The organism is Pseudomonas frederiksbergensis, from assembly GCF_900105495.1.
Lineage (GTDB): Bacteria > Pseudomonadota > Gammaproteobacteria > Pseudomonadales > Pseudomonadaceae > Aquipseudomonas > Aquipseudomonas frederiksbergensis.
The window spans coordinates 37,529-60,794 of sequence record NZ_FNTF01000002.1; the positions used below are offsets into that span (position 1 = coordinate 37,529).

The 23,266-nt window shown below is 59.4% G+C and carries 24 protein-coding genes; 15 read left to right on the plus strand and 9 right to left on the minus strand.

Translation table 11 applies throughout. The features are described 5' to 3' along the window. Window positions 1-50 precede the first annotated feature (50 nt). The 4 genes from BLW70_RS00730 (at window position 51) to BLW70_RS00745 (ending at window position 5,519) form a co-directional block, all read left to right on the plus strand. Window positions 51-920 carry an oxygenase MpaB family protein gene (locus BLW70_RS00730; protein WP_074870956.1) on the plus strand — a complete coding sequence of 290 codons (870 nt, stop codon included), beginning with the start codon at window positions 51-53 and terminating at the stop codon, window positions 918-920. 241 nt (window positions 921-1,161) lie between these two features. After that, a complete protein-coding gene (locus BLW70_RS00735; protein ID WP_074870958.1) occupies window positions 1,162-2,178 on the plus strand; it encodes a class I SAM-dependent rRNA methyltransferase in 1,017 nt (338 codons plus the stop codon). A gap of 93 nt (window positions 2,179-2,271) precedes the next feature. Continuing rightward, window positions 2,272-5,223, plus strand: a complete 2,952-nt coding sequence (locus tag BLW70_RS00740; protein ID WP_074870960.1) for a DUF748 domain-containing protein — start codon at window positions 2,272-2,274, stop codon at window positions 5,221-5,223. Further along, window positions 5,220-5,519, plus strand: coding sequence for a DUF2845 domain-containing protein (locus BLW70_RS00745; protein ID WP_074870962.1), 300 nt, complete (start codon window positions 5,220-5,222; stop codon window positions 5,517-5,519). Before BLW70_RS00740 ends, BLW70_RS00745 begins: the two co-directional genes overlap by 4 nt. Window positions 5,520-5,714: 195 nt before the next feature. Here the strand turns inward: BLW70_RS00745 and BLW70_RS00750 are convergent, their stop codons facing one another. Both BLW70_RS00750 and BLW70_RS00755 read right to left on the minus strand, forming a co-directional pair. Then, on the minus strand, window positions 5,715-6,068 hold the full coding sequence (locus BLW70_RS00750) for a BON domain-containing protein (protein ID WP_074870963.1): 354 nt from the start codon (window positions 6,066-6,068) through the stop codon (window positions 5,715-5,717). 310 nt (window positions 6,069-6,378) lie between these two features. Next, entirely contained in the window at window positions 6,379-6,810 is a 432-nt protein-coding gene (locus BLW70_RS00755; RefSeq protein ID WP_074870965.1) for a pilin, read from the minus strand. A gap of 226 nt (window positions 6,811-7,036) precedes the next feature. Between BLW70_RS00755 and pilB the strand changes: the two genes are divergently transcribed. Genes pilB through yacG form a run of 5 tightly spaced genes read left to right on the plus strand, consistent with a single transcriptional unit; the run spans window position 7,037 to window position 11,648 of the window. Further along, the gene (pilB, locus tag BLW70_RS00760) at window positions 7,037-8,737 is read left to right on the plus strand and encodes a type IV-A pilus assembly ATPase PilB (protein WP_074870968.1); all 1,701 of its coding nucleotides are present in this window, start codon (window positions 7,037-7,039) and stop codon (window positions 8,735-8,737) included. Between the two features lie 2 nt (window positions 8,738-8,739). Beyond that, window positions 8,740-9,957: a type II secretion system F family protein gene (locus BLW70_RS00765; RefSeq protein WP_074870970.1), complete on the plus strand. Its 1,218-nt coding sequence runs from the start codon at window positions 8,740-8,742 to the stop codon at window positions 9,955-9,957. Window position 9,958: 1 nt separating this feature from the next. Next, entirely contained in the window at window positions 9,959-10,831 is an 873-nt protein-coding gene (locus BLW70_RS00770) for a prepilin peptidase (protein WP_074870972.1), read from the plus strand. Beyond that, a complete protein-coding gene (coaE, locus tag BLW70_RS00775) occupies window positions 10,828-11,451 on the plus strand; it encodes a dephospho-CoA kinase (RefSeq protein WP_074870974.1) in 624 nt (207 codons plus the stop codon). The genes BLW70_RS00770 and coaE overlap by 4 nt, the downstream gene beginning before the upstream one ends. Further along, window positions 11,448-11,648 (plus strand): DNA gyrase inhibitor YacG, encoded by a 201-nt coding sequence (gene yacG, locus BLW70_RS00780; protein WP_008153323.1) that lies wholly within the window; start codon window positions 11,448-11,450, stop codon window positions 11,646-11,648. Before coaE ends, yacG begins: the two co-directional genes overlap by 4 nt. Window positions 11,649-11,651: 3 nt before the next feature. On the opposite strand, the gene BLW70_RS00785 is transcribed toward yacG, so the two are convergent. Together BLW70_RS00785 and BLW70_RS00790 are read right to left on the minus strand one after the other, a co-directional pair. Next, complete coding sequence (locus BLW70_RS00785; protein ID WP_008153324.1) at window positions 11,652-11,867, minus strand: hypothetical protein; 216 nt, start codon at window positions 11,865-11,867, stop codon at window positions 11,652-11,654. A 63-nt stretch (window positions 11,868-11,930) separates the two neighbouring features. Continuing rightward, window positions 11,931-12,620: an energy-coupling factor ABC transporter permease gene (locus BLW70_RS00790; protein WP_074870976.1), complete on the minus strand. Its 690-nt coding sequence runs from the start codon at window positions 12,618-12,620 to the stop codon at window positions 11,931-11,933. Between the two features lie 245 nt (window positions 12,621-12,865). Here BLW70_RS00790 and BLW70_RS00795 point away from each other — a divergent pair, with 245 nt between their 5' ends. Next, the gene (locus BLW70_RS00795; protein ID WP_074870978.1) at window positions 12,866-14,320 is read left to right on the plus strand and encodes a TrkH family potassium uptake protein; all 1,455 of its coding nucleotides are present in this window, start codon (window positions 12,866-12,868) and stop codon (window positions 14,318-14,320) included. 80 nt (window positions 14,321-14,400) lie between these two features. On the opposite strand, the gene BLW70_RS00800 is transcribed toward BLW70_RS00795, so the two are convergent. Continuing rightward, window positions 14,401-15,333, minus strand: a complete 933-nt coding sequence (locus BLW70_RS00800) for a LysR family transcriptional regulator (RefSeq protein WP_074870979.1) — start codon at window positions 15,331-15,333, stop codon at window positions 14,401-14,403. Between the two features lie 121 nt (window positions 15,334-15,454). On the opposite strand from BLW70_RS00800, the gene BLW70_RS00805 reads away from it, so the two are divergent. After that, window positions 15,455-15,697, plus strand: a complete 243-nt coding sequence (locus BLW70_RS00805) for a DUF2790 domain-containing protein (protein ID WP_074870981.1) — start codon at window positions 15,455-15,457, stop codon at window positions 15,695-15,697. A gap of 8 nt (window positions 15,698-15,705) precedes the next feature. On the opposite strand, the gene BLW70_RS00810 is transcribed toward BLW70_RS00805, so the two are convergent. The 4 genes from BLW70_RS00810 to BLW70_RS00825 all read right to left on the minus strand — a co-directional run bounded on the left by BLW70_RS00810 (window position 15,706) and on the right by BLW70_RS00825 (window position 20,301). Continuing rightward, complete coding sequence (locus BLW70_RS00810) at window positions 15,706-16,974, minus strand: OprD family porin (protein ID WP_074870983.1); 1,269 nt, start codon at window positions 16,972-16,974, stop codon at window positions 15,706-15,708. 16 nt (window positions 16,975-16,990) lie between these two features. Further along, on the minus strand, window positions 16,991-18,211 hold the full coding sequence (locus BLW70_RS00815) for a benzoate/H(+) symporter BenE family transporter (RefSeq protein WP_074870985.1): 1,221 nt from the start codon (window positions 18,209-18,211) through the stop codon (window positions 16,991-16,993). Next, entirely contained in the window at window positions 18,208-19,572 is a 1,365-nt protein-coding gene (locus BLW70_RS00820) for an aromatic acid/H+ symport family MFS transporter (RefSeq protein WP_074870987.1), read from the minus strand. The genes BLW70_RS00815 and BLW70_RS00820 overlap by 4 nt, the downstream gene beginning before the upstream one ends. Window positions 19,573-19,833: 261 nt before the next feature. Then, complete coding sequence (locus BLW70_RS00825; protein WP_074880350.1) at window positions 19,834-20,301, minus strand: FAD/FMN-containing dehydrogenase; 468 nt, start codon at window positions 20,299-20,301, stop codon at window positions 19,834-19,836. Window positions 20,302-20,430: 129 nt separating this feature from the next. Between BLW70_RS00825 and BLW70_RS00830 the strand changes: the two genes are divergently transcribed. Genes BLW70_RS00830 through BLW70_RS00845 form a run of 4 tightly spaced genes read left to right on the plus strand, consistent with a single transcriptional unit; the run spans window position 20,431 to window position 23,168 of the window. Next, window positions 20,431-21,057: a DUF1780 domain-containing protein gene (locus tag BLW70_RS00830; RefSeq protein ID WP_074870989.1), complete on the plus strand. Its 627-nt coding sequence runs from the start codon at window positions 20,431-20,433 to the stop codon at window positions 21,055-21,057. Further along, window positions 21,054-21,581 carry an MOSC domain-containing protein gene (locus BLW70_RS00835; protein WP_074870991.1) on the plus strand — a complete coding sequence of 176 codons (528 nt, stop codon included), beginning with the start codon at window positions 21,054-21,056 and terminating at the stop codon, window positions 21,579-21,581. The genes BLW70_RS00830 and BLW70_RS00835 overlap by 4 nt, the downstream gene beginning before the upstream one ends. Before the next feature lie 54 nt (window positions 21,582-21,635). Further along, entirely contained in the window at window positions 21,636-21,809 is a 174-nt protein-coding gene (locus BLW70_RS00840; protein ID WP_074870992.1) for a DUF3094 domain-containing protein, read from the plus strand. 60 nt (window positions 21,810-21,869) lie between these two features. Next, window positions 21,870-23,168 (plus strand): NAD(P)/FAD-dependent oxidoreductase, encoded by a 1,299-nt coding sequence (locus tag BLW70_RS00845; protein ID WP_074870994.1) that lies wholly within the window; start codon window positions 21,870-21,872, stop codon window positions 23,166-23,168. Window positions 23,169-23,266: the final 98 nt, after the last annotated feature.

Here is a 23,266-nt window from a genome sequence, read left to right on the forward strand (position 1 = left end):
GCCTGCGCGGCCGTTAATGGCCGCGCCTTCTTTTCCGCCACTGAGTCGTCATGGAATTCATTCGAACCCGCATCGAAACCCAGGTCATGAGCCTGACCGGTCTGTCTCTGGGCAAGCTCGACCTGGAAAACCCCAAGGGTGATCCCGGCCTGTTCGGCCCCGATTCGGTGAGCTGGCAAGTGCATGGCGACTTCAGCAGCATGCTGATCGGCGGCATCAGCGCCCTGATGCTGCAAGCCCTGCATCCACTGGCCCTGGCCGGGGTGTGGGACCATTCGAATTTCCGCGAAGACATGATCGGCCGACTGCGTCGTACCGGGCAGTTCATTTCCGGCACCACGTTCGGTTCGCGAAAGGATGCCGACTGGCTGATCGAGAAAGTCCGCACCATCCACCTGCAAGTGACCGGCACCGCACCGGATGGCCGGCCCTACGCGGCCAGCGATCCCGATCTATTGACTTGGGTGCACGTGGCCGAAGTCAGCAACTTCCTCGCCGCGCACATGCGTTACCGCAATCCGAACCTGTCCCTGTCTGATCAGGACCGTTACTACGCAGAGATCGCGATAGTTGCCGAACGGCTCGGCGCCCGTGATGTGCCCCGTTCGCGGCAGGAAATTGCCGATTACCTTGAGCGCATTCGTCCACAGCTGTTGTGCGACGAGCGCAGTCGAGAGGTGTTGCGGCTGTTGTTGAACGCCCCGTCCCCCAGCCGTTTGGCCAGACCTTTCGGCGGCTTGATGATGAAGGCCGGGATCGACCTGCTGCCGGATTGGGCCAGTGACATGCTGGGCGTCAGCCAGAGCCCGCTGCAACGCAAGCTGATCCGCGCCAGCGTCAATCGCAGCGTGCCAATGCTGCGCTGGGCGGTGCGTAACGGTTCGGTGCAACGGGCCAAACGACGGATGGGATTGTTGTAGGTTTGATCGTTCCCACGCTCCGCGTGGGAACGATCAAAACGCTGAATGTCAGCCTTCTGTGGCGAGGGAGCTTGCTCCCGCCCGACCGGGCTGGCGCACCAGTGCGAAGCGCTCGCAAAATCTTCGACAAGTACTGAGATTATGGGGGCCGCTTCGCAGCCCAGCGGGAGCAAGCTCCCTCGCCACAGGTGCAATGCTGTTAAACTCCCGCGCCAAATTCCCCTCCTGCAAGGCGCACAGCATGTCTTCCTTGAATCAGGCGCTGCGCGCCGCCCTCGATCGTCGTCAGGACCTGCTGGCCGAACTGCATCAGCAAGGCACCGATTGCTATCGCCTGTTCCACGGCAGCCAGGAAGGCGCCGGCGGCCTGACGATCGACCGCTACGGCCCGCAATTGCTGGTGCAAAGTTTTCACCAGTCGCTGGAACGGGATGCGCTGCTGCAACTGCACGACACCATCAATCAGCACCTGGGCCTCGAAACGCTGCTGGTCTACAACGATCGCTCCCGGGGCAACTCACGCATCGACCGTGAAGACACCGTCTACCGCGCCGACGAGGCTGCCCTGCAAGACTTGGTCGGTCACGAGTGGGGCTTGAATTACCGGGTTCGCGGCCGCCACGCCGGCCAGGACCCGCTGCTGTTCCTCGACCTGCGCAACACGCGTGGCTGGGTCAAGCAGCACAGCAAAAACAAAAGTGTGCTCAACCTGTTCGCCTACACCTGCGGCGTCGGCCTGAGTGCGGCGGCCGGTGGCGCGAGCGAAGTCTGCAACCTCGATTTCGCTGAGGGCAACCTGGCCGTCGGCCGTGAGAACGGCCTGCTCAACCCGCAGTTGCCGACCATGGACTTCATCCAGTCCGACTACTTCCCGGCCATCCGCCAGTTGGCCGGCCTGCCGATCAGCCAGCGCCGCGGGCAAAAACTGCCGAGCTATCAGCGTCTGGAACAGCGTCAGTACGACCTCGTGCTGCTGGACCCGCCAGCCTGGGCCAAGAGCGCTTTCGGCACCGTCGACCTGCTGCGCGACTATCAGAGCCTGCTGAAACCCGCACTGCTGACCACCGCCGACAATGGCGTGCTGATCTGCTGCAACAACCTGGCAAAGGTCAGCATGGACGACTGGCGCGAGCAGGTCTTGCGTTGTGCCGAGAAAGCCGGCCGGCCGGTGCGCGAGTGGACAGTGATGAAGCCGGGCGGCGATTTTCCGTCAATGGATCAGCAGCCGCCACTGAAAACCCTGATCCTCCAGCTCTGAGATTCGGCCATAAAATCAGACAAATCCTATAAAGCAGGATCGCTTCGGAACCAGAAACGCGTGCCATACTCCAACGCACTCCGATTCAGACAGATGAAGCCACACATGCCCAAAGGATTGATCCGCGCTATCGGCGCTCTGTTGACCGCTCTAGCCCTCTACAGCCTGCTGGGGTTTCTGATTTTGCCGGGCATCGCGTTACGGGTGGCCAATCAACAATTGGCCAGTTACGCAACGACGCCCGCGACGATCCAGCGGATCGAACTCAACCCGTTCAGCCTGGAAGTCACCCTGTGGGGCCTGATCATCGGCGAGCCGGGCAAGGAGCAGGTCGGCTTCGAGCGCCTGTACGCCAATTTGCAGATCGACAGCCTCTGGACCAAGGCGCTGCACCTGTCCGATATCGAAATCGACAAACCCAAGACCGAAATCCTCTTCGGCAAGGACGGCAAACTCAATTTGCTCGGCCTGTTCAAAATCCCTGTCAGCGAGCCAACCCCGGCCGACCCGGACGCCAAGCCATTCCCATTGCGCATCGAGCGGATCAAACTGGCCGGCGGCTATGTGCACTTCCAGGACGCACGGCCCAGCGAGCCGATCGAATTCCTCTACGACAAACTCGATTTCGAGTTGAAGAACCTCAGCACCCTGCCGGAAGACAGTGCCGACATGACCTTGATGGCCGTCGGCCCGGGAGGTGGACAGATCGACTGGACCGGCAATTTCAGCCTGATCCCGCTCGCCTCCGAAGGTAAGCTGAAAATCACCGATGGCAAGATGAAATCCTTCTGGCCCTATGTGCGTGACGCGCTGCCACTGGTGCTTGAAAACGGCATTCTCAGCCTGAGCACCGACTACAAACTCAACCTGTCCAAGGAAACCGAACTGCTGTTGAGCAACGTCGCCGTCAGCATCGCGCCGTTCGCGATCAAAGCACCAGACGGCCGGCCGCTGGCGAAGCTCGAGCGTCTGGACATCAGTGAAACCACCGTGGACCTGGCCAAGCAACAAGTGGTCGTCGGCAAGATCCGCAGCCAGAAACTGGAAACCTGGGCCGCCCTCGAGGCGGACGGGCAACTCGATTGGCAGAAACTGTTCGCCAGCCAACCGTCCAAAGCCGCCGTTAAAGCCAAGGCCGAACCGGCCAGCGCCCCGGCCGCCGCCGATTCACCGAAACCCGAGCCGGCGCCACCGAGCAAGCCATGGCAGGTGCTGCTCAAGGACGTGCAACTGCGCAATTACCAGGTGCATCTGGCGGACCGCAAGGCGCAACCCGCCGTGGCGCTGGACGTCGGCCCGCTGAACCTGGACCTGCAGAATTTCGACAGCCTCAATGGCTCGCCTTTTAACCTCAAGCTCGATACCGGCGTGGGCAAGCAAGGCAAGATCACGGCAGACGGTATCGTCAATCTGGCCCCGGTCAGCGCCAGGTTAAACGTACAAACCAGGGACATCGACCTGCGCGTCGCCCAGTCCTATATCAACCCGTTCATTCGCCTGGAACTGCGCAGCGGCATGCTCGGCAGTGATCTGGCGGTCGATCTCAAAAGCACTGAGCCGCTGGCATTCAACGTCACCGGCCGTGCCCAGGTCGATCAACTGCATACCCTCGACACCCTCAAAACCCGCGACTTCCTCAAGTGGCAGCAATTGGTGCTTGAAGACCTGAACTATCAGCACGGCGACAGCCTGTCGATCGACAAGGTCAACCTGTTCCAGCCTTATGTGCGCTTCATGATCAACGATGACCGCACCACAAACGTCGACGATCTGCTGATTCCGCAACCGCCGGACTCCGGCGCCAAAACGGCTGCTGCCAAACCTGCCGGCAAGGAAAAGCCGCTGGGCATCCACATTGGCGGCATTGCCATCAATGACGGCTCGGCCAACTTCGCCGACTTCAGCCTGACCCCGAATTTCGCCACGGCCGTTCAACAGCTCAATGGGCAAATCGGCACCATCGACAGCCGTCAGGCGAAACCGGCCAGCGTCGATATCAAAGGCAAGGTCGACCGTTATGCGCCGGTCACCATCAAGGGCGCGGTCAACCCGTTCGACCCGATGGCCAGCCTCGACATCGCGACCAGTTTCAAACGTGTCGAACTGACCACGCTCACGCCCTACTCCGGCAAGTTCGCCGGTTACCGCATCCGCAAGGGCCGGCTCAATCTGGACCTGCACTACAAGATCACCAACGGCCGACTCCTGGCTGAAAACAAAGTGGTGGTCGAGCAGTTGCAACTGGGTGAAAAGGTCGACAGCCCGGACGCCGTGAGCCTGCCGCTGAAGCTGGCGATTGCCTTGCTCAAGGATGTCGACGGCAAGATATCCATCGAGCTGCCAGTGAGCGGCGACCTGAACAACCCGCAATTCAGTGTCATGCCTATCATCTGGCAGACCCTGCGCAACCTGATCGTGAAGGCCGCAGCAGCGCCCTTCAAAATGATTGGCGGGCTGGTCAGTGGTGGCGGTTCGGAAGATTTGGGCACCGTGTCGTTTGCGCCGGGTTCAAGCGACCTGAGCAAGGACGCCGAAGATTCGCTGGTCAAACTGTCCCAGGCTCTCAAGGAGCGCCCGGCACTGCGCCTGGAAATCGAAGGCACGGCGGCCGCCAGCAGCGATGGCCCGCTGATCGCCGAGCAACGTCTGGAACGCGAATACCAGTACAACTACTACAAAATGCTCCAGCGCCGCGGTGACAAGGTGCCGGCTCAGGCTTCATTGCTGCAGGTACCGGATAACGAGAAAGGTCCACTGCTGGAAGGGATCTACCGCACGCGCCTGAAGACGCAGCCGCCCGCAGAATGGAAGGATCTGGGCAAGGAAGAACGCACGGCAAAAATGCGTGAAGGCGTGATCAAGTTCTGGAGTTCCAGCGACGTTCTCTTGCGCCAGCTGGGCCAGGAACGCGCCAGTAGCATCAAGGATTATCTGGTCGACAAGGGTCAGCTGGCCGATGACCGCGTGTACTTCATCGACGCTAACCTGGGCGAAGCGGAAAGTGACGGTCGGGTGGTTACGCCGCTGCATCTGGACGCCGAATGACAGGCTCGAAATGGCTGATGAGCCTGGCTCTGGCGATAGCCGCAGCGCAGGCTTCGGCAGCCGACACCCTGCGTTGCGGCAGTCAATTGGTCAGTGTCGGTGACAGGTCCAGCGAGGTGCTGCAGAAATGCGGAGAACCGGTCAGCCGTGATCTGTTGGGCTACAAGCGCAGCGCCAACCGCCGGGAAGAGTTTCAAGTGGAGGAATGGACCTACGGGCCCAACGGCGGGATGTATCAGTACCTGCGTTTTGAAGGTAATCGTTTGAAGCAGATCACCAGCAAGCGCGGCAACTGAATCCACCACAACATCATGTGGGCACAATTTAATGTGGTTTTGCGCTGCCCCAAATAGAACAGGCCCCTGACACGAATGTCCGGGGCCTGTAATGGCCACATCCTTATGGCCTTCGCATGAACTCTCCTGAGGCGGCAGACGTATTGCTCGGCCCGTCTGTCGCGCCTTCTCCCAGTCCAGGCGAGAAGCCTTGCCTTACTCGGATTTCAGGCCATCAGCAGAGACTGCCTGAACGCCTTTGATTTTCTTGGCAATCGCCACAGCGGTGGCTTTCTGAGCGTCAGTTACCGCAACGGTGGACGACAGGGACACTACGCCTTTGTTGGTTTCGACTTTGATGTCGGTGCCAGGAATGCCTTTTTCAGTCACCAGGTCTGCTTTGACCTTGGTCGTGATCCAGGTATCGGAAGTAGCTTCCTTGGCTTGGGTCACTTCACCAGCGGCCAGAACCATTGGAGCCTGGGTAGCCTGGGTCTGTGCAAATGCGACGTTGGCCATAGTCAGGGTCAGCGCGGTAGCAGTAGCGGCAGCGATAGCGAACTTCTTCATACGAGTAACTCCTGTTTTTCATAAAGTCTGCTGCGTGTCTTGTCAGCAGGGTTACAGGAGATAGTGCGAACGCTGTGCCAACTTTTAAATAACCGATAAACACATATAAATCAATAACTTACAAAAACGTCTGATTTTCGAAATCATGCAAATTGCATGACTTCGGAATTATCGACATGCAAGTTGCGGGTTTTACCGCAGGCCTAAGGCCATGAATTATTGGAAGTTTTCTCAATGACTCGATTTTTCCCGAAGCGCGAACAAAAAAATGCCCCGTCAAACAGACGAGGCATCAGAAAATGCAGCCGGATTACGCGCCGCTACCGGGACAGCCTTTTGGCGCAAAGTCAGCGTTGACATTGCTGGCACAGGTCCAGGCACCCGCCGTGTTCCCAGATGAGCGCGTCAGTGTGATGGTCTTGCCCAACACAGGTCCTGGAGCATTAACCAGCGTACAAGTGATTGTCCCTGCACCTGTCGAAGCTGTACCTGAAGCGTCCAGCGTGCAGTTGGAGGTGGTCGCCGCCGCATTACCCGCAACCAATAGCAACGTAGGATCGGTACCTTGGTTGATGATGTCTTCGAACGGCACTTTCAACGCGCTGATCTCAGCCAGCCCCGCCGTGACCTTGGCCCGGGCCTGATACTTGGAATATTGCGGCAACGCAAACGTCGCCAGAATCCCGATGATCGCCACCACGATCAGCAGTTCGATAAGCGTAAAACCTTTCTGAGTATTCATAGACAAGCTCCATGCATGAGTCGAAATCTCATGACCTGAACTAGCCGCAGCACAGCCCATGCCAAGCGTCGCGCGCCCTGTTGGCCGGGACGTGAGGCGAGTGCAACGCCGTTTCCTACCCCCAGAATCCGCACTATCTGACACTTTTTGTCACCTCAACACCGCTGGTTTGGTTCCTCCGCTTGACTAGGCTATAAGTCATGAACTGTCTGCGTCCGGTATCCCAATGAATGACATTGCCCTTAGCGGTCTGGCCAAGCAATTGGTCCTGGCCGAGCTGCTCACTGACCAAAGCGCGCAACAGGCGTATCAGCAAGCCCAGCGCAGCCGAATCTCCCTCATCAGCTATCTGGTGCAGAACAAACTGGTGAAGAGTCGCCAGGTCGCCGAGATCGCGTCGGAACACTTCGGCATGGCCTTGCTCGACCTCAACTGCCTGGACAAGGAGAGCCAGCCCAAGGGACTGATCAGCGAGAAACTGATTCGCCAGCACCACGCCCTGCCCCTCTGGCGGCGCGGCAACAAGTTGTTCGTGGGGGTTTCCGACCCGACCAATCAGCAAGCCATCAATGACATCCAGTTCAGCACCGGGCTGAATACCGAAGCCATCCTGGTGGAGGACGACAAGCTCAGCGATGCCATCGAAAAATTCTTCGATAACCAAGGCACCGGCCTGGAAGACATGGCTGACGTTGACCTCGATGGCGTGGACATCGAGTCGATCGATGACAACAGACAAGACGCCATTGCCGGCCAGGATGCCGATGACGCGCCCGTGGTGCGCTTCGTGCACAAGATGTTGCTGGATGCGATCAAAAGCGGCTCTTCCGACCTGCATTTCGAACCCTACGAAAAAACCTACCGCGTGCGGATGCGCACCGACGGTATTTTGCGTGAAGTGGCCAAGCCACCGATCCACCTGGCCAGTCGCATCGCCGCGCGGCTGAAAGTCATGGCCAGCCTCGACATCTCCGAACGACGCCGGCCCCAGGACGGGCGGATCAAGATGCGCCTGTCCAAGACCAAGTCCATCGATTTTCGGGTCAACACCCTGCCGACCCTGTGGGGCGAGAAAGTGGTGATCCGGATCCTCGACCCGTCCAGCGCACAAATGGGAATCGATGCCCTCGGTTACGAGCAGGACCAGAAAGACCTGTACATGGCCGCGCTGAAGCAACCCCAGGGCATGATTCTGGTGACAGGCCCCACCGGGTCGGGCAAGACCGTATCGCTCTACACCGGGCTGAACATTCTCAACACCGTGGACATCAACATCTCCACCGCCGAAGACCCGGTGGAGATCAACATGGAAGGCATCAACCAGGTCAACGTCAATCCCAAGCAGGGAATGGACTTCGCCCAGGCGCTGCGCTCATTTCTGCGACAGGACCCGGACGTGATCATGGTCGGCGAAATCCGCGACCTCGAAACCGCCGAAATCGCCATCAAAGCCGCCCAGACCGGTCACCTGGTGCTGTCGACCCTGCACACCAACAGCGCCGCCGAAACCCTGACGCGCCTGCACAACATGGGCATCCCGGGTTTCAACATTGCCACCTCGATCAGCCTGATCATTGCCCAGCGCCTGGCGCGCAAGTTGTGCAGCCATTGCAAGAAACCCATCGAGATTCCCCGGGAAGCGCTGCTCAAGGAAGGCTTCCCCGAGGAACGCATCGGCTCATTCACGATCTATGAACCGGTCGGTTGCGATCTGTGCAACGGCGGTTACAAAGGGCGAGTGGGGATTTATGAAGTGGTGAAGAACACGCAGGACCTGCAACGGCTGATCATGGCCGAAGGCAATTCACTGGAAATCGACATCCAGATGCGTAAAGACGGCTTCAACGACCTGCGCACATCGGGCCTGCTCAAGGCCATGCAAGGCATCACCAGCCTTGAAGAAATCAACCGGGTCACCAAGGACTGAATATGGCGGTCAAAGCAGCAAAAATCAGCGTCTACGCCTGGGAAGGCACCGACCGCAAAGGCACCAGAATGACGGGCGAGTTGAGCGGCCAGAACCCGGCGTTGATCAAGGCCCAGTTGCGCAAGCAGGGCATCACCCCCGGCAAGGTACGCAAGAAATCCACCTCGATTTTCAACCTGGGCAAGCGCATCAAGGCCCAGGACATCGCCCTGTTCACCCGGCAGATGGCGACCATGATGAAGGCCGGCGTGCCGCTGTTGCAGTCCTTCGACATCATCGGCGAAGGCTTCGAAAACCCGGCCATGCGCACGCTGATCGACGAGGTGAAACAGGAAGTCGCGGCGGGTAACAGCTTCGCCGCTTCCCTGCGCAAAAAACCTCAGTATTTCGATGAGCTCTACTGCAACCTGGTCGATGCCGGCGAGCAGGCCGGTGCCCTCGATACCCTGCTGGAGCGAGTGGCGACCTATAAGGAAAAAAGCGAAAGCCTCAAGGCCAAGATCAAGAAAGCCATGACCTACCCGCTGGCGGTGGTGTTCGTCGCGATCATCGTGACCGGGATCCTGCTGGTCAAAGTGGTGCCGCAGTTCGAATCGGTATTCAAAGGGTTTGGCGCCGAATTGCCAGCCTTCACGGTGATGGTCATCGGCCTCTCGGAATTCATGCAGGACTGGTGGTGGGCGATGCTCGGCGTGCTGATCGCGGCCATCTTCGGCGTGCGCCACGCGTTTAAAACGTCGCAAGGCTTTCGCGACCGAATGGACACCTGGCTGCTGAAAATGCCGCTGATTGGCACGCTGATGTACAAGTCCGCCGTGGCCCGTTACGCCCGCACACTGTCGACGACTTTTGCGGCAGGCGTGCCACTGGTGGAAGCCCTGGATTCGGTGGCCGGCGCTACCGGCAACATCGTGTTCAAGCGCGCGGTGCTGCGGATCAAGCAGGACGTGTCGACCGGTATGCAGCTGAATTTTTCCATGCGCGCCTCCGGCATTTTTCCGAGTATGGCGATCCAGATGACCGCCATCGGCGAAGAGTCCGGCGCATTGGATGACATGCTCGACAAGGTCGCGAGCTTCTATGAGGACGAAGTGGACAACATGGTCGATAACCTCACCAGCCTGATGGAGCCGTTCATCATGGTGGTGCTGGGTGTTATCGTCGGGGGCCTGGTGGTTGCAATGTACCTGCCCATCTTCCAACTCGGCTCAGCGATCTGACATGCCCTTGAACGACATTCTGACCCTCCACCCATTGTCCTTCGTGATTGCAGCCATGTTGGTCGGCCTGCTGATGGGCAGTTTCCTCAACGTGGTGGTCTGGCGCCTGCCAAAAATGCTTGACCGCGAATGGCGTGAGGAGGCTCGTGAAGTGCTGGGTTTGCCAGGTGAAGCACCGCTGCCAACCTTCAACCTGATGCTGCCCCACTCCCAGTGCCCCCATTGCGGCCATCGAATTCGCGCCTGGGAAAATATTCCGCTGCTCAGTTATCTGTTCTTGCGGGGGCGATGCTCGAACTGCACGGCCGCCATCAGCAAACGCTATCCACTGACCGAACTGGCCTGCGGCCTGCTTTCGGCGTTCATCGCCTGGCATTTCGGTTTCGGCTGGCAGGCCTGCATGACGCTGCTCCTGAGCTGGGGGTTGCTGGCCATGAGCCTGATCGACGCCGAGCACCAACTGCTGCCGGATATGCTGGTGCTGCCGCTGATATGGCTGGGGCTGATCGTCAACAGCTTCGCGCTGTTCGTGCCCTTGCATGATGCTTTGTGGGGCGCGGTGGCCGGCTATTTGGCGTTGTGGTCGGTGTTCTGGCTGTTCAAGCTGATCACCGGCAAGGAAGGCATGGGCCACGGTGATTTCAAGTTGCTGGCGATGTTCGGCGCCTGGGGTGGCTGGCAGATCCTGCCACTGACCATCCTGTTATCGTCGATGGTGGGCGCCGTTGTCGGCGTGATTCTGCTGCGTTTGCGCAACGCGAAAACCTCCACGCCGATACCCTTCGGACCCTATCTGGCAATTGCCGGCTGGATTGCCTTGCTCTGGGGTGGTCAAATAACCGGCTTCTATTGGCAGTTTGTCGGTTTGAAATGAATACCCCTGTGGAAAAACCCTGGATTCTCGGCCTGACCGGCGGCATCGGCAGCGGCAAAAGCGCGGCTGCCCAGCACTTCATCGACCTGGGCGTACACGTGGTGGACGCCGATCACGCGGCGCGTTGGGTGGTAGAGCCGGGGCGCCCGGCGCTGGCCAGGATCGCCGAACACTTTGGCCCCGGCGTATTGCAAGCCGACGGGCAACTGGATCGCGCGGCGTTGCGCAAACTGATCTTCGAAGTACCAGAGGAACGTCGCTGGCTCGAAGCGTTGTTGCATCCGCTGATCGCCAAGGAAATCGCCGAGCATCTGGCCAAGGCACAATCGCCTTACGCGATTCTGGTTTCGCCATTGCTGATCGAGTCCGGGCAGTACGCCATGACCCAACGAGTCCTGGTGATCGATGCCCCGGAACAACTACAGATCGAGCGCACCCTGCAGCGTGACCAGACCAGCGAGCAACAGGTCCAGGCGATCCTCAAGGCCCAGTCCAGCCGCCAGGACCGCGTGAGCCACGCCGACGATGTGGTGGTCAACGACCGCGACCTCGCCTGGCTGCACAGCGAGGTCGAACGCCTGCATCACTTTTACCTTACTTTGCGTGGAGGCCAGTCATGAGCCAGACCCCAACCGTCAATTGCCCAACCTGTGGCGCCCCTGTCGAATGGGTCGCCAGCAACGTCAACCGGCCGTTCTGCTCGGATCGCTGCAAATTGATCGACCTCGGTGCATGGGCCTCGGAAGAACACAAGATTCCGGTCAGCCCGGATGCCGAAGACGACCTGTTCAGCGAAGACTTCGAGCCGCGTCACTGATCTTCAAGGCCGCATAAAACCGTAGTCCTGGCTGTCATCGAGGTTTTCTGCAAGAAAACGCAACTCATCGGCCAGGTCTTCGACACTGCGCACTGCCTTGCTCTGTTGCACCACTGCACTGAGCAAGGCACGCAGGCTCAACCCCGGATCAAAGCCCACCTCCTGCGCCCCATCCAGACTTTGACGCAACTCCTGCCTTGCCCACTCGTAGACACTCATTTCGATGCTCCTGAAGGTTTTCCGAAGCATGGATTCGCGGGCGATTTTTGCCTTTGATATGGATCAAGATTTGGGATCGTCGTCTTTCCAGGGCGCTGAAAGGTAGCGCGTGCGATTGAACGTCTCCAGCCACTCGGGGCAAAACACCACCAACGCGCTGACGACCATGCCGTTGATGAACGCTTCCGGAAAAATCAGCAGCCACAGATAACCGACAAAATCCTCCAGCCAATAGGGCATGGCGAAACGTTCGTCGAACCACAGCAACCACAGCGCCAGCAGCAGGCACAGCAACGCCGACAGCGCCGCAGCAAAGAAACCGGACACGAAGATATACACAAAGGGATTACGCGGTTGCGCTCGCTCCACCAGGATCGCGCAGCATTCGGTGACCAGCACCGGCAGCAGAATCAGCAGCGCACCGTTGACCCCCATCGCCGCCAGATCCTGGCGCCCGAGCAGCACCAGTCCCGCTTGCGCGACCAACCCGCCGACAATCGCCAGCGGCCAGTCGAGCAACAGGGTCACGGCGGTCATGCCGATAAAGTGGTAGGACACGCCGGTGTCGAAGTCTTGCCGCACCAGCCAGAGCAAGAACAACGCGAACACCGTGCCGAACAACAGATGCTGGCGGCGACTGTCGCTGAACAATTCAACCCAGGGTGCTCGACAGACAGCCCAGATCACTGCTGGCACGTATATCAGCCAGCCAACTGCAAGGCTTTGCGCTGACAGCAACTCGGCGCCGATCATGGGCGCGCCTTCCTGGACGCCGGGCCCCGCGCAAGCAAACGACTGAGCAGCAACATTGTTCTATATTTCACGCGTCTCTCCCGTCGTGATAGCTATGAGTCTATACCGGCGTTTCTGACTGGCCGTATCGCACTTCCAGCCGGCACGCAGAGAATCCAGGGAAAGAACAAACGTTACGCAAACTTTACGAGACAAAATGGCAAGCCGGTCGATACTGCGCGGCGCTAACAAGACAGGCGTTATCTATGTCCATTGCGGTTTTGCGGTTTATCGGTTTCATCCTGGGTATTTTTCTGATCACGCTTGCAGTGAGTATGGCGATACCGCTGCTCACGCTGGTGATCTATGAACGCAACGATGAGATGTCGGCCTTTGGGTGGTCAATTGTGATCACGATGGTGTCCGGGCTGCTGCTGATTAACAAGGGACGTCCTGAAAACGCTCAGTTGCGTCCCCGCGATATGTACATGCTGACCACGGCCAGTTGGGTGGTCGTTTGCATGTTTGCCGCGTTACCCATGGTCTTTATTCAGCACATCAGCTACACCGACGCGTTTTTTGAAACGATGTCCGGCATCACCACCACCGGATCGACCATTCTGACCGGCCTGGACACTGCCTCTCCCGGATTGCTGATTTGGCGTTCAATGCTGCATTGGCTGGGCGGGATCGGCTTCATCGGCATGGCCGTGGCCATCCTGCCGCTATTGCGGGTCGGGGGGATGCGCCTGTTCCAGACCGAATCATCCGACTGGTCGGAGAAGGTCACACCCCGCTCCCATGTCGCCGCCAAATATATTCTGGGGCTGTATGTCGGGCTGACCGCTGTTTCCACGCTGGCCCTGTGGATAGCCGGGATGACGCCGTTCGAAGCCGTCAATCATGCAATGGCGTTGATTTCCACAGGCGGTTTTTCCACCTCCGATGCGTCTCTGGCGCACTGGACACAACCGGCCATTCATTGGGTGTCAGTGGTTGTCATGATTCTGGGCAGCCTGCCTTTCACGCTTTATGTGAGCACGCTACGCGGGAATAAACAGGCCTTGTTCAACGATCATCAGGTACGCGGTTTCATTGGCTTTTTGCTCATCACCTGGCTGCTGTTCGGCACCTGGCTGTGCTTGAACAGCGAGCACGGCTGGTGGGACGCGTTTCGGATCGTGGCGGTCAACGTGACGTCGGTGGTCACGACGACCGGCGTGGCGCTAGGGGATTACACGTTATGGGGCAGCTTCTCCGTGTTGCTGTTTTTTTATCTGACCTTTGTCGGCGGCTGCTCCGGCTCCACTGCCGGCGGTCTTAAAATCTTCCGTTTTCAAGTGGCTGGCGCCCTGCTCATGGGCAGCCTGAAACAATTGATTCATCCTCGCGCCGTCATCCAGAAGAAATACAACAATCGCCCGATCGATGAAGATATCGCCCGCTCACTCCTGACGTTTTCATTCTTTTTCACCATCACCATCGGGGCGATCGCGATGGGGTTGGCGCTCATCGGCCTGGACTGGACCACGGCATTGAGTGGCGCGGCCACTGCCGTCTGCAACGTGGGGCCAGGCCTTGGTTCGATCATTGGCCCGGCAGGTAACTTCTCGACACTGCCCGATTCGGCCAAATGGCTGCTGACCGTTGGCATGTTGCTGGGAAGACTGGAAATCCTCACTGTTCTGGTGCTGTTCATCCCGGTTTTCTGGAAGTACTAGCCCTGCCTGGACTGTTCCTGTCCAGCGTGCCAACGCGCTTCTGGCCCTGCCGAACTGGATGGGGTGACGTAACCGGCACTTCAGGCCCAATGCCGTGGATCGTTCATCACCGCCTCGTGTTCAGCGAACAGCTTGGGTAATTCGGCTTTGAGAAAGTCCACCCAGGTCCGAACCTTGGCATCGAGAAAACGCCGCGATGGGTACAGCGCATAAACGTTGCGCTCACGGGGGCGCCAGGCCGGCAACAAACGCAACAACGTGCCATCGCTCAAGGGACGCGTCGCGGTATAGAACGGAATCAGGCTGATCCCCATGCCGGATTCCGACGCCTTGACCATTGATTCGGCGACGTTGCATTGAAAGGTCCTGGCCGGGCTGATGGCATGCTCGCCCTCTTCGTCCCGGAACACCCATTCATCTTTGTACAACGGGTCGAGCATGCGCAGGCACTGATGATCATTGAGCGCCATCGGTGTTCGCGGTACGCCACGCCGTTGCAGGTAGTGCGGGGAGGCGCAGGGCACGCTGTAAATCTGCCCGATGGACTGGGCGACCATTTGCGAATCGGCCAGTTCATGGGCAATCGAAATCACCACGTCGTGCCCTTCCTCCATAGGATCGGGATTGCGCTGCGACAGGGTCAACTCGAACACCACATCAGGGTAAAGCTCGCTGTAGCGCGCGATCAATGGCGTGATCAGCACCCCCAGGCCATTCATGCTGTGAACCCGCAGTCGTCCACTCGGTTTGAGATGGGCACCGCGAGCCTCAGCCGTTGCCACCTCCATTTCTTCGAGTATTTGCCGACTGCGCACCAAAAAGCGTTCACCGGCCTCGGTCAGGCTCAACCGTCGCGTGGTGCGGTGCAGCAAGCGTGCTTGCACATGCTGCTCCAGATCGGCCACCAGTCGCGACACTTGCGCAGTTGACAGTTCCAGCGCATCGGCGGCGGCGGTAAAGCTTGCGCACTCCACCACGCGGACGAACACCCGCAAGTTATTGAGCAGATCCATAAGCCCTCCACGGGCGGTCACTGTTACGTTTGATGTAAGGCTGCTTCAGGCGCGAGCCCCTTTATCGGTGATGGGCAAAGACTAGAATCCAGGTATCGGAATCAACACGGAGCACGGAAAAATGAAAACCCTGATCAGCCTGTTTCTGACCGTTGTCGCCACCTCGGCCATGGCCGCCGGCAACCAACCCGCCGCCACTTCGTACAACCCCGCACAGCCGCTGGACATTGCCAAAGTGGTTTCAGTGTCGAACACCGCAACCGCCTGCGGGGTTGTGCCTGCAACCATGGTGTACGTCGATCATCAAGGCCAGACCCATAGCGTGACGTACGAGGTCATGGGTGACTGCACCACAGATCTATGACCGCGCCCTTATAGCAGCGTCCAGGTGTAGCTGAGGATCAAGCGGTTTTCGTCGATATCGCTGCGGTAGTTGGAACGCGCCATCGCGTTGCGCACGCGGATCCCGAGACCTTTGAGGCTGCCGCTCTGCAGCACATAGCCGATGTCCAGATCGCGCTCGCGGTCCTTGCCCTCGAACCCTTTGCCGGTATCGACATTGCTGCCAGTGATGTAGCGCACGGTGCTGGTCAGCCCCGGCACGCCGAGGGCGGCGAAATCGTAGTCGTAACGCGCCTGCCAGGAGCGCTCATCGGTATAGGCGAACTCGTAGGTCGGCACCTCGTTACCCAGAGGGCTGATGTTGGCAAACACTCGCGGGAAGGCACTGTCGCCGAACATGCCCTGATAGCCGACATAGAACGTGTGGCCGCCACGCTTAGCCGACAGCAAGGAGAAAAACGCCTGGTTGTCGATGTTGCCCAGCAGTTTTTTGCCGTCTTCGTGCGAATCGTAATACCCAAGGTTGGCGCCCAGGATCCAGTTGCCCAACGGCTCGCTGTGCTTGAGGCCGAGAAAGCGCTGGTTGTAGATATCTTCCAGTTGCCCGAACCAGGCGCTGACCGAGCTGCGTTTATCGTTGAAGGCGTAATCGGCGCCAGCAAAGTTGAAACCATCACTGCTGACCTGACGCTGCGGCACATGACCGAGCATGGCTTGCATCTTTTCGTCGCCGGCCTCGTTGCGCAGGCTGGTCGAGTTCAAGTGGCCACCTTGTACGGTCAGGCCATTGATCTCGTTCGAGCTGATGCTCGCGCCCTGATAGCTGGGCGGCAGCAAACGGATATCGCTGAAGGCCAGCACCGGCAGGTTGGGTTGCAACTCACCCACCTTCAGTTCGGTTTTGGAGAATCGCACCTTCAACGCGCCTTCCAGACGGCTGTAATCATCCGCCGCGCGCCCGTCATCCTGCACCGGCAGCAAACCTGTATTGACCCGGTCCGGGCTGCTGTCGAGCTTGAGGCCGAGCAGGCCAATAACATCCACACCAACACCAACGGGGCCCTGGGTATAACCGGATTTGACGTTGAGGATGAAGCCCTGCGCCCACTCTTCAGCCTTCGATTGTTGGTTGGCCCCGACGATGTCGGAAAAGTCCCGGCTGAAGTAGTAGTTGCGTGCTTGCAAGGTGGCGGTGGTGTCTTCGATGAAGCCGCCCTCGGCCGCCATCGCACCGGCGGAGAAACTGGAGACGACCGCCATGGACAACACGGAACCGGTTGTTGGAAGAATCTGTTTCATCGTTTTTCTCTTGTTTTTATTGATCGACAGGTTGAAGTGCTTCAGTCGCAGCGGATTTGCTGCGGGGAGCGGGACGACGGGCGTTCAGCAACACGTGCGTGACCATGCCGAAAATCAGCCCCCAAAAAGCAGCGGACAAACCCAACAACGACATGCCCGAGGCGGTGGTCAGAAAAGTCACCAACGCGGCTTCGCGATCACTCGGCACGGCCATTGCGCCGGCCAACGCCCCGGCAATCGCGGCGAACAGCGCCAGCCCGGCCAGGGCCGCGATCAGTTCTTTGGGGAACGCCGAAAACAGTGAAACCAGGGTGGCGCCGAAAATCCCCAGCACCAGGTAACACAGCCCGCCCACAACCCCGGCCACATAGCGTTTGCCGGGATCTTCATGGGCTTCGCGCCCGGTACAAATCGCCGCGGTGATGGCTGCCAGATTCAGCCCATGGCAACCGAACGGCGCCAACAGCGCCGTGCCCACCGCACTGCTGGCGATGATCGGGCCGGCCGGCGTTGGGTAACCGCTGGCGCGCAGCACCGCCATGCCGGGAACGAACTGGCCGGTCAGCGCCACCATCACCAGCGGCAAGGCGATATTCAGGGTCGCGCTCAGGCTGAACGTAGGTGTGATCCACACCGGCGTGGCCATCCCGATTACCAACGCCTCGCTGTGCAAATCACCGGCGAGAAAAGCCATCGAGCAACCCACCAGCAGCACCATCAACACCGCATACCGCGGCATCAGCCGTTTGCAGACCAGGTAGGTGGCGAACATCGCCAGCACCAGCAACGGCTTGCCCTGCAACGAGATGAACAACCCGGTGCCGAAGCTGAACAGGATCCCCGCCAGCATCGCTGCCGCAATCGCCGCAGGCAGTTTGCCGATGATCCGGTCAAACGCTCCCGAGACCCCGACCAGAAAGATAATCAGGCTACTGACCAGATACGCACCTACCGCCTCCGGCATGGAGATCCCCGGCAACAGCGCCACCAGCAACGCCGAACCCGGCGCTGACCACGCGATGATCACCGGGACGCGGTAACGCAGGCTCAACCCGATTCCGAGCACGGCGCTGCCGATGGAAATCGCCCAAACCCAGGAAGACAGCACCTCCCGCGAGAGGTGCGCGGTCTCGGCAGCCTGAAAGATGATCACCAACGGGCCTGCGTAGGAAATCACCGTGGCGATAAATCCGGCCACGGCCGCAGACAGGGAAAAGTCCTGGAATAAGCTTTTCATGAAGCCTCGCCGACAGCCCCGTCAGGCGATCCATGGATGCCCGGCAACTTTTGTTGGGCACTGCGCCGACTGCTGATGGCGAACACGGTCATGGCCATCGCGGCCACCGCACCGGGCAAGGCGAATGCCATGAAGTTCAGTTGCAGCGGCAGGCTGATCCCGAGCAAGGCACCGCCCAGCAGCGGTCCGACAATGGCACCGTTGCGCCCGATGCCCGAGGCCCAGCCCAAACCGGTGGAGCGAATGGTCATGGAGTAGAACTGCGCGGCGCAGGCGTACAACAGAATCTGCGAGCCAATGGTGGTGGCGCCGGCAATGGCGATCAGCAGGTACAACAGCGGCATCGGACTGTTGAAGCCCAGCAAGGTGATCGACACCGCTGCCACGGCGAAGAACACCGCCAACACCCGCGGCAGGTTGAGTTTGTCTCCCAGCACACCGCCGCCCACCGCGCCGAAAATGGCACCGAAGTTGAGCACAAGCAGGAACGACAGACTCGAGCCCAGGCTGTAACCGGCGTTGGCCATCAGTTTTGGCAGCCAGGAACTCAAGGCGTAGACCATCAGCAAGCAGCAGAAAAACGCCAGCCACAACATCAGCGTGCGCAGCGCACGACCTTCGCGAAACAGTTGCAACACCGGCGTGCCAGTGCCCTTCACTTCGCTCATGTGCAACTGATCGCTGGTTTGCGCGACGTACGCCGGGTCAATTCGCTGCAGGACGTTTCGCGCCTCTTCATAGCGCCCCTGGCGCAGCATGAAACCTACCGACTCGGGCAGGAAGTACATGATCAACGGCAACAACAGCAACGGCAGCACCGCCACGTAAAACACCGATTGCCAGCCAAAACTCGGGATCAGCACGATACCGAGCCCCGCCGACAGCATGCCGCCTACCGAATAGCCGCTGAACATGATCGCCACCAGCGTGCTGCGGATTTTCTTCGGCGCGTACTCGTTCATCAGCGCCACGACGTTGGGCATCACCCCGCCAATGCCAAGCCCGGCAATGAACCGGCAGAGGCCAAACTCGGTGGGGTTGCGGGCAAAACCATTGAGCACGGTAAAACCGCTGAACAGCATCACGCAGATCGTGATGGCTTTTTTGCGACCGATCCTGTCCGACAGCGGGCCGAAAAACAGCGCGCCGAACATCATCCCGAACAGTGCATAACTGCCCAGTGCGCCCGCTTGCAGAGGACTGAGCCCCCACTCTTTCATCAGCATCGGCAACACCACGCCGTAGATCACCAAATCGTAACCGTCGAAAATGATGATCAGGGCACACCAGAACAGCACCATCCAGTGAAAGCGGTTGAATCGTGCGTTGTCGATAACCGCATGTACGTCGATCTTGCGCATGGCATTTATCTCTTGTTGTTATTTTTTTAAGAGCGTCGGCAACACGGCTAACGTCCGTACAGCCGAGGGTAGAGGCGCCAGGCGCGGGGCAATATCCGCTTTGCGCAGATCGCTATCCGTTTTGTGCAATGCCCTGAAACGGGCGCGGGATGAGGAGTGTTGCGGGGATGGAGGGCCGCAAATCCGGCAGATCGGAACCTCTGCGATGAACTGCCTTCATTGCAATCACATTTGAACGCTAAGTGCGGACTGATGCGCGGATCAGGGCAGGGCCTTCTCCAGCGCCTCACGCAATTGCGCAGCCGTAGCGAATTCGTACTGCCCCACCAATTGACCGTCCTTGAGCTGCAGCCACAGCACTTTATCCACAGGTCCGGGGTAGCGCGGCGCCACGCGACCATCACGGTCAAGCATCACTCGATAGGGATAATCGCGCATGGCCGGTACAGCAAACATTTTCGCGATCAGTCGAGGCATGCGCTGGATGTCCGCGACAAATACCGCGTGCCGAGCCTCCAGGTAGCCCTTGGGCTGGTCCTGCAGAGCGGCGGCGACCAGTTTGGCGGCGTCCATGCTGCGCGCCACCAGCAACGTCTGAGTCTGGTTATCAAGTGTGAAGGGCTGATCGAACTGATCGAGCAAGGTCCACGGCGCCAGCCGCTCACCCTCCTCCAGTGCTTGCGCCCAAAGAGGCAGAAGACTGAGCAATAACACGGGCCAATATTTCACGTTCCTGTCCTCGTTCGAGCGCATGTGCGTAATGGCCATCAGTCTACACCGCCCGCTCCGAGCGCCCAGTCCGCCTGTTTACCGTTTCACGCTTTCTGCTTGTCGCAAATGAACGCTAAGCTTGGGCCTATGGATGACTCAGATTATTTACGCCTGCTGACCATTGCGGCCGAGCAAGCCAACGCGTTCCTGTCCAATGCCCGCAAATGGGAGCGTGAGCGTTGGGTCTGCCAGCGCCTGCTGCAAGGCCTGAACATTCCCTATCGCGCCGACGAATTCGCCCCGGCCGGGGAGCCGCCGGACGTGCTGTTTCGTGACGCCAGTTTCGAAGTGTTTTTCGTGCTCGATGAGGGCCGACGCCTCAACGACGAATGGCGCGATGAGCTGCAACGCCGGCGCAGTGCGTTTTCCCTGAGTTCGCTGGTGCGCCGCGAGGCCAAGCCCCGGCGCATTCCGGCCAATGAGTTCTTGCTCAGGCTCGCGCCAACCTTGCGCAAAAAAGCGCACAACTACAAAGAACGCGGCATGGACCTGGGCGAACTGGACATCATCGCCTTCGCCAGCCTCAAGCGCGAAGTGCTGGACCTCAACAGCCATTTCCCGCCGCCTACCGAATACCTGCGCCAAGGCTGGCGCTCGTTGTCGCTGGTCGGCCCGACCTTCGTCCGTGTGCTATTCGCGCACCCGGATGCCCCGGATTTTTTGCGCAGCAACCTGGGTCGCAGCATTGTTTTCGACGTCGGGATCAGCCTGTGAGTCCATTGCAGGAGCTGATTGCCGAAGTGCCGCAAACAGGTCGCGTTCGCTGGATCGGCGTGCGGCCGCAATCACGTTCTCAGATGATCGAACTCGATGCCGTGGAAGCGCGGCTTGAAGCCGGATTGACCGGTGATCACGCGCGTCCCGGCGTACGCAATGCGCGGCAGGTAACGCTGATCCAATGGGAGCATCTGGCGGTGATCAACTCACTGATGGGCCGCCCGGCGGATCAACCGGTATTACCTAATGATTTGCGACGCAACCTCGTTATCAGCGGTATCAATCTGTTCAGTCTCAAGGGTCGGCGCTTCAGGATTGGCCAGGCGATTTTCGAAACCACCGGCTGGTGCCAACCCTGCGCCCGTCTCGAGAACAACCTCGGCCCCGGGACTTTTCAGGCCGTTCGCGGACATGGCGGAATCACCGCCCGGGTGTTACAAAGTGGAATCATTCGCCTGGACGATACGGTGAGCGTCGAGCCCATTCCTGCCAGCGGCTATGCTCCGTTCAACGTTCGTTAAATCCGCCTGTAGCTTCTACACATTCAGCAACGTCTACCCCTGACGAGGCCCAATATGACCAGCCGCCTGAACCCAGACGACCAAAAGCATGTCGAAGAGTACCTGCAATTGTCCCAGCACCAAGTCGAGCGCCGGCCTTTCCGGCCGTGGATGCTCCTGGTGGTGGTGTTGGCAGTGACCATTGGTTTAGGCCTGTTGAGCCGATTTATCAGTTACCTGACGCTATGAGCAGCATCGCGCTCGCTCGGTTGACTGCACCGATTTCTTTTAGCCTTGCGAGATATCCCCATGACTCATCGTATTGTCATCGTTGGCGGCGGCGCCGGCGGTCTGGAGTTGGCTACCCGTCTGGGTAAGACTCTGGGCAAGCGCGGCACGGCCAGTGTGATGCTGGTCGACGCGAACCTGACCCACATCTGGAAACCGCTGTTGCACGAGGTGGCGGCAGGTTCCCTGAACTCCTCCGAAGACGAACTCAACTATGTTGCCCAGGCAAAATGGAACCACTTCGAGTTCCAGCTGGGGCGCATGAGCGGGCTTGATCGCGCACAGAAAAAAATCCAGCTGGCCGCTACCTACGACGAAGCCGGCATTGAACTGGTCCCGGCGCGTGAAGTGGGTTATGACTCGCTGGTGATCGCGGTCGGTAGCACCACCAACGATTTCGGGACACAGGGCGCGGCGCAACACTGCCTGTTCCTCGACACCCGCAAACAGGCCGAGCGCTTCCACCAGCAATTGCTCAACCACTACCTGCGCGCCCATGCCGGGCAGACCGACAAGGTCGAGCAAATCAGCGTGGCCATCGTTGGCGCCGGTGCCACCGGGGTCGAACTGGCCGCAGAACTGCACAACGCAGCCCATGAACTGGCGGCATACGGCCTGGACCGGATCAAACCGGAGAACATGCACATCACGCTGATTGAAGCGGGGCCACGGGTACTGCCAGCGCTGCCGGAACGTATCGGCGGCCCTGTGCATAAAACCCTGGAGAAACTCGGGGTCAACGTCATGACCAATGCCGCCGTCAGTGAAGTGACGGCCGACAGCCTGATCACCGCCGATGGCAAAGTCATCAATGCCAGCCTGAAAGTCTGGGCGGCCGGGATTCGTGCACCGGGTTTCCTCAAGGACATCGATGGCCTGGAAACCAACCGGATCAATCAGCTGCACGTGCTGCCGACCCTGCAAACCACCCGCGACGAGAACATCTTCGCCTTCGGTGACTGCGCGGCGTGCCCGCAGCCGGGCACCGACCGCAATGTGCCGCCGCGCGCCCAGGCTGCGCATCAGCAAGCTTCGTTGCTGGCCAAATCGCTGAAACTGCGAATTGAAGGCAAGCCTCTGCCGGCTTACAAATACACCGACTACGGCTCACTGATCTCGCTGTCGCGTTTTTCGGCTGTGGGTAACTTGATGGGCAACCTCACCGGCAGCGTGATGCTTGAAGGCTGGCTGGCGCGGATGTTTTACGTGTCGCTGTATCGCATGCACCAGATGGCGTTGTATGGCGCGTTTCGTACGGCGATGTTGATGTTGGGCAGCAAGATCGGGCGCGGGACTGAGCCACGGCTCAAACTTCACTAACACAATCTAGCGTGGGAGTGAGCCGGCTCCGGGCGGCTCACTCCCACATTTTTACTCACCAGCCTGTAGATCTGTGTCTCACTGTATCTCCCCTGCCG

What these genes read in the sequence shown, in the direction of transcription:
- BLW70_RS00730 (WP_074870956.1), top strand. Translation starts at nt 51, where the DNA reads ATGGAATTCATTCGAACCCGCATCGAAACCCAGGTCATGAGCCTGACC.
- BLW70_RS00735 (WP_074870958.1), top strand. Translation starts at nt 1,162, where the DNA reads ATGTCTTCCTTGAATCAGGCGCTGCGCGCCGCCCTCGATCGTCGTCAG.
- BLW70_RS00740 (WP_074870960.1), top strand. Translation starts at nt 2,272, where the DNA reads ATGAAGCCACACATGCCCAAAGGATTGATCCGCGCTATCGGCGCTCTG.
- BLW70_RS00745 (WP_074870962.1), top strand. Translation starts at nt 5,220, where the DNA reads ATGACAGGCTCGAAATGGCTGATGAGCCTGGCTCTGGCGATAGCCGCA.
- BLW70_RS00750 (WP_074870963.1), bottom strand. Translation starts at nt 6,068, where the DNA reads ATGAAGAAGTTCGCTATCGCTGCCGCTACTGCTACCGCGCTGACCCTG.
- BLW70_RS00755 (WP_074870965.1), bottom strand. Translation starts at nt 6,810, where the DNA reads ATGAATACTCAGAAAGGTTTTACGCTTATCGAACTGCTGATCGTGGTG.
- pilB (WP_074870968.1), top strand. Translation starts at nt 7,037, where the DNA reads ATGAATGACATTGCCCTTAGCGGTCTGGCCAAGCAATTGGTCCTGGCC.
- BLW70_RS00765 (WP_074870970.1), top strand. Translation starts at nt 8,740, where the DNA reads ATGGCGGTCAAAGCAGCAAAAATCAGCGTCTACGCCTGGGAAGGCACC.
- BLW70_RS00770 (WP_074870972.1), top strand. Translation starts at nt 9,959, where the DNA reads ATGCCCTTGAACGACATTCTGACCCTCCACCCATTGTCCTTCGTGATT.
- coaE (WP_074870974.1), top strand. Translation starts at nt 10,828, where the DNA reads ATGAATACCCCTGTGGAAAAACCCTGGATTCTCGGCCTGACCGGCGGC.
- yacG (WP_008153323.1), top strand. Translation starts at nt 11,448, where the DNA reads ATGAGCCAGACCCCAACCGTCAATTGCCCAACCTGTGGCGCCCCTGTC.
- BLW70_RS00785 (WP_008153324.1), bottom strand. Translation starts at nt 11,867, where the DNA reads ATGAGTGTCTACGAGTGGGCAAGGCAGGAGTTGCGTCAAAGTCTGGAT.
- BLW70_RS00790 (WP_074870976.1), bottom strand. Translation starts at nt 12,620, where the DNA reads ATGATCGGCGCCGAGTTGCTGTCAGCGCAAAGCCTTGCAGTTGGCTGG.
- BLW70_RS00795 (WP_074870978.1), top strand. Translation starts at nt 12,866, where the DNA reads ATGTCCATTGCGGTTTTGCGGTTTATCGGTTTCATCCTGGGTATTTTT.
- BLW70_RS00800 (WP_074870979.1), bottom strand. Translation starts at nt 15,333, where the DNA reads ATGGATCTGCTCAATAACTTGCGGGTGTTCGTCCGCGTGGTGGAGTGC.
- BLW70_RS00805 (WP_074870981.1), top strand. Translation starts at nt 15,455, where the DNA reads ATGAAAACCCTGATCAGCCTGTTTCTGACCGTTGTCGCCACCTCGGCC.
- BLW70_RS00810 (WP_074870983.1), bottom strand. Translation starts at nt 16,974, where the DNA reads ATGAAACAGATTCTTCCAACAACCGGTTCCGTGTTGTCCATGGCGGTC.
- BLW70_RS00815 (WP_074870985.1), bottom strand. Translation starts at nt 18,211, where the DNA reads ATGAAAAGCTTATTCCAGGACTTTTCCCTGTCTGCGGCCGTGGCCGGA.
- BLW70_RS00820 (WP_074870987.1), bottom strand. Translation starts at nt 19,572, where the DNA reads ATGCGCAAGATCGACGTACATGCGGTTATCGACAACGCACGATTCAAC.
- BLW70_RS00830 (WP_074870989.1), top strand. Translation starts at nt 20,431, where the DNA reads ATGGATGACTCAGATTATTTACGCCTGCTGACCATTGCGGCCGAGCAA.
- BLW70_RS00840 (WP_074870992.1), top strand. Translation starts at nt 21,636, where the DNA reads ATGACCAGCCGCCTGAACCCAGACGACCAAAAGCATGTCGAAGAGTAC.
- BLW70_RS00845 (WP_074870994.1), top strand. Translation starts at nt 21,870, where the DNA reads ATGACTCATCGTATTGTCATCGTTGGCGGCGGCGCCGGCGGTCTGGAG.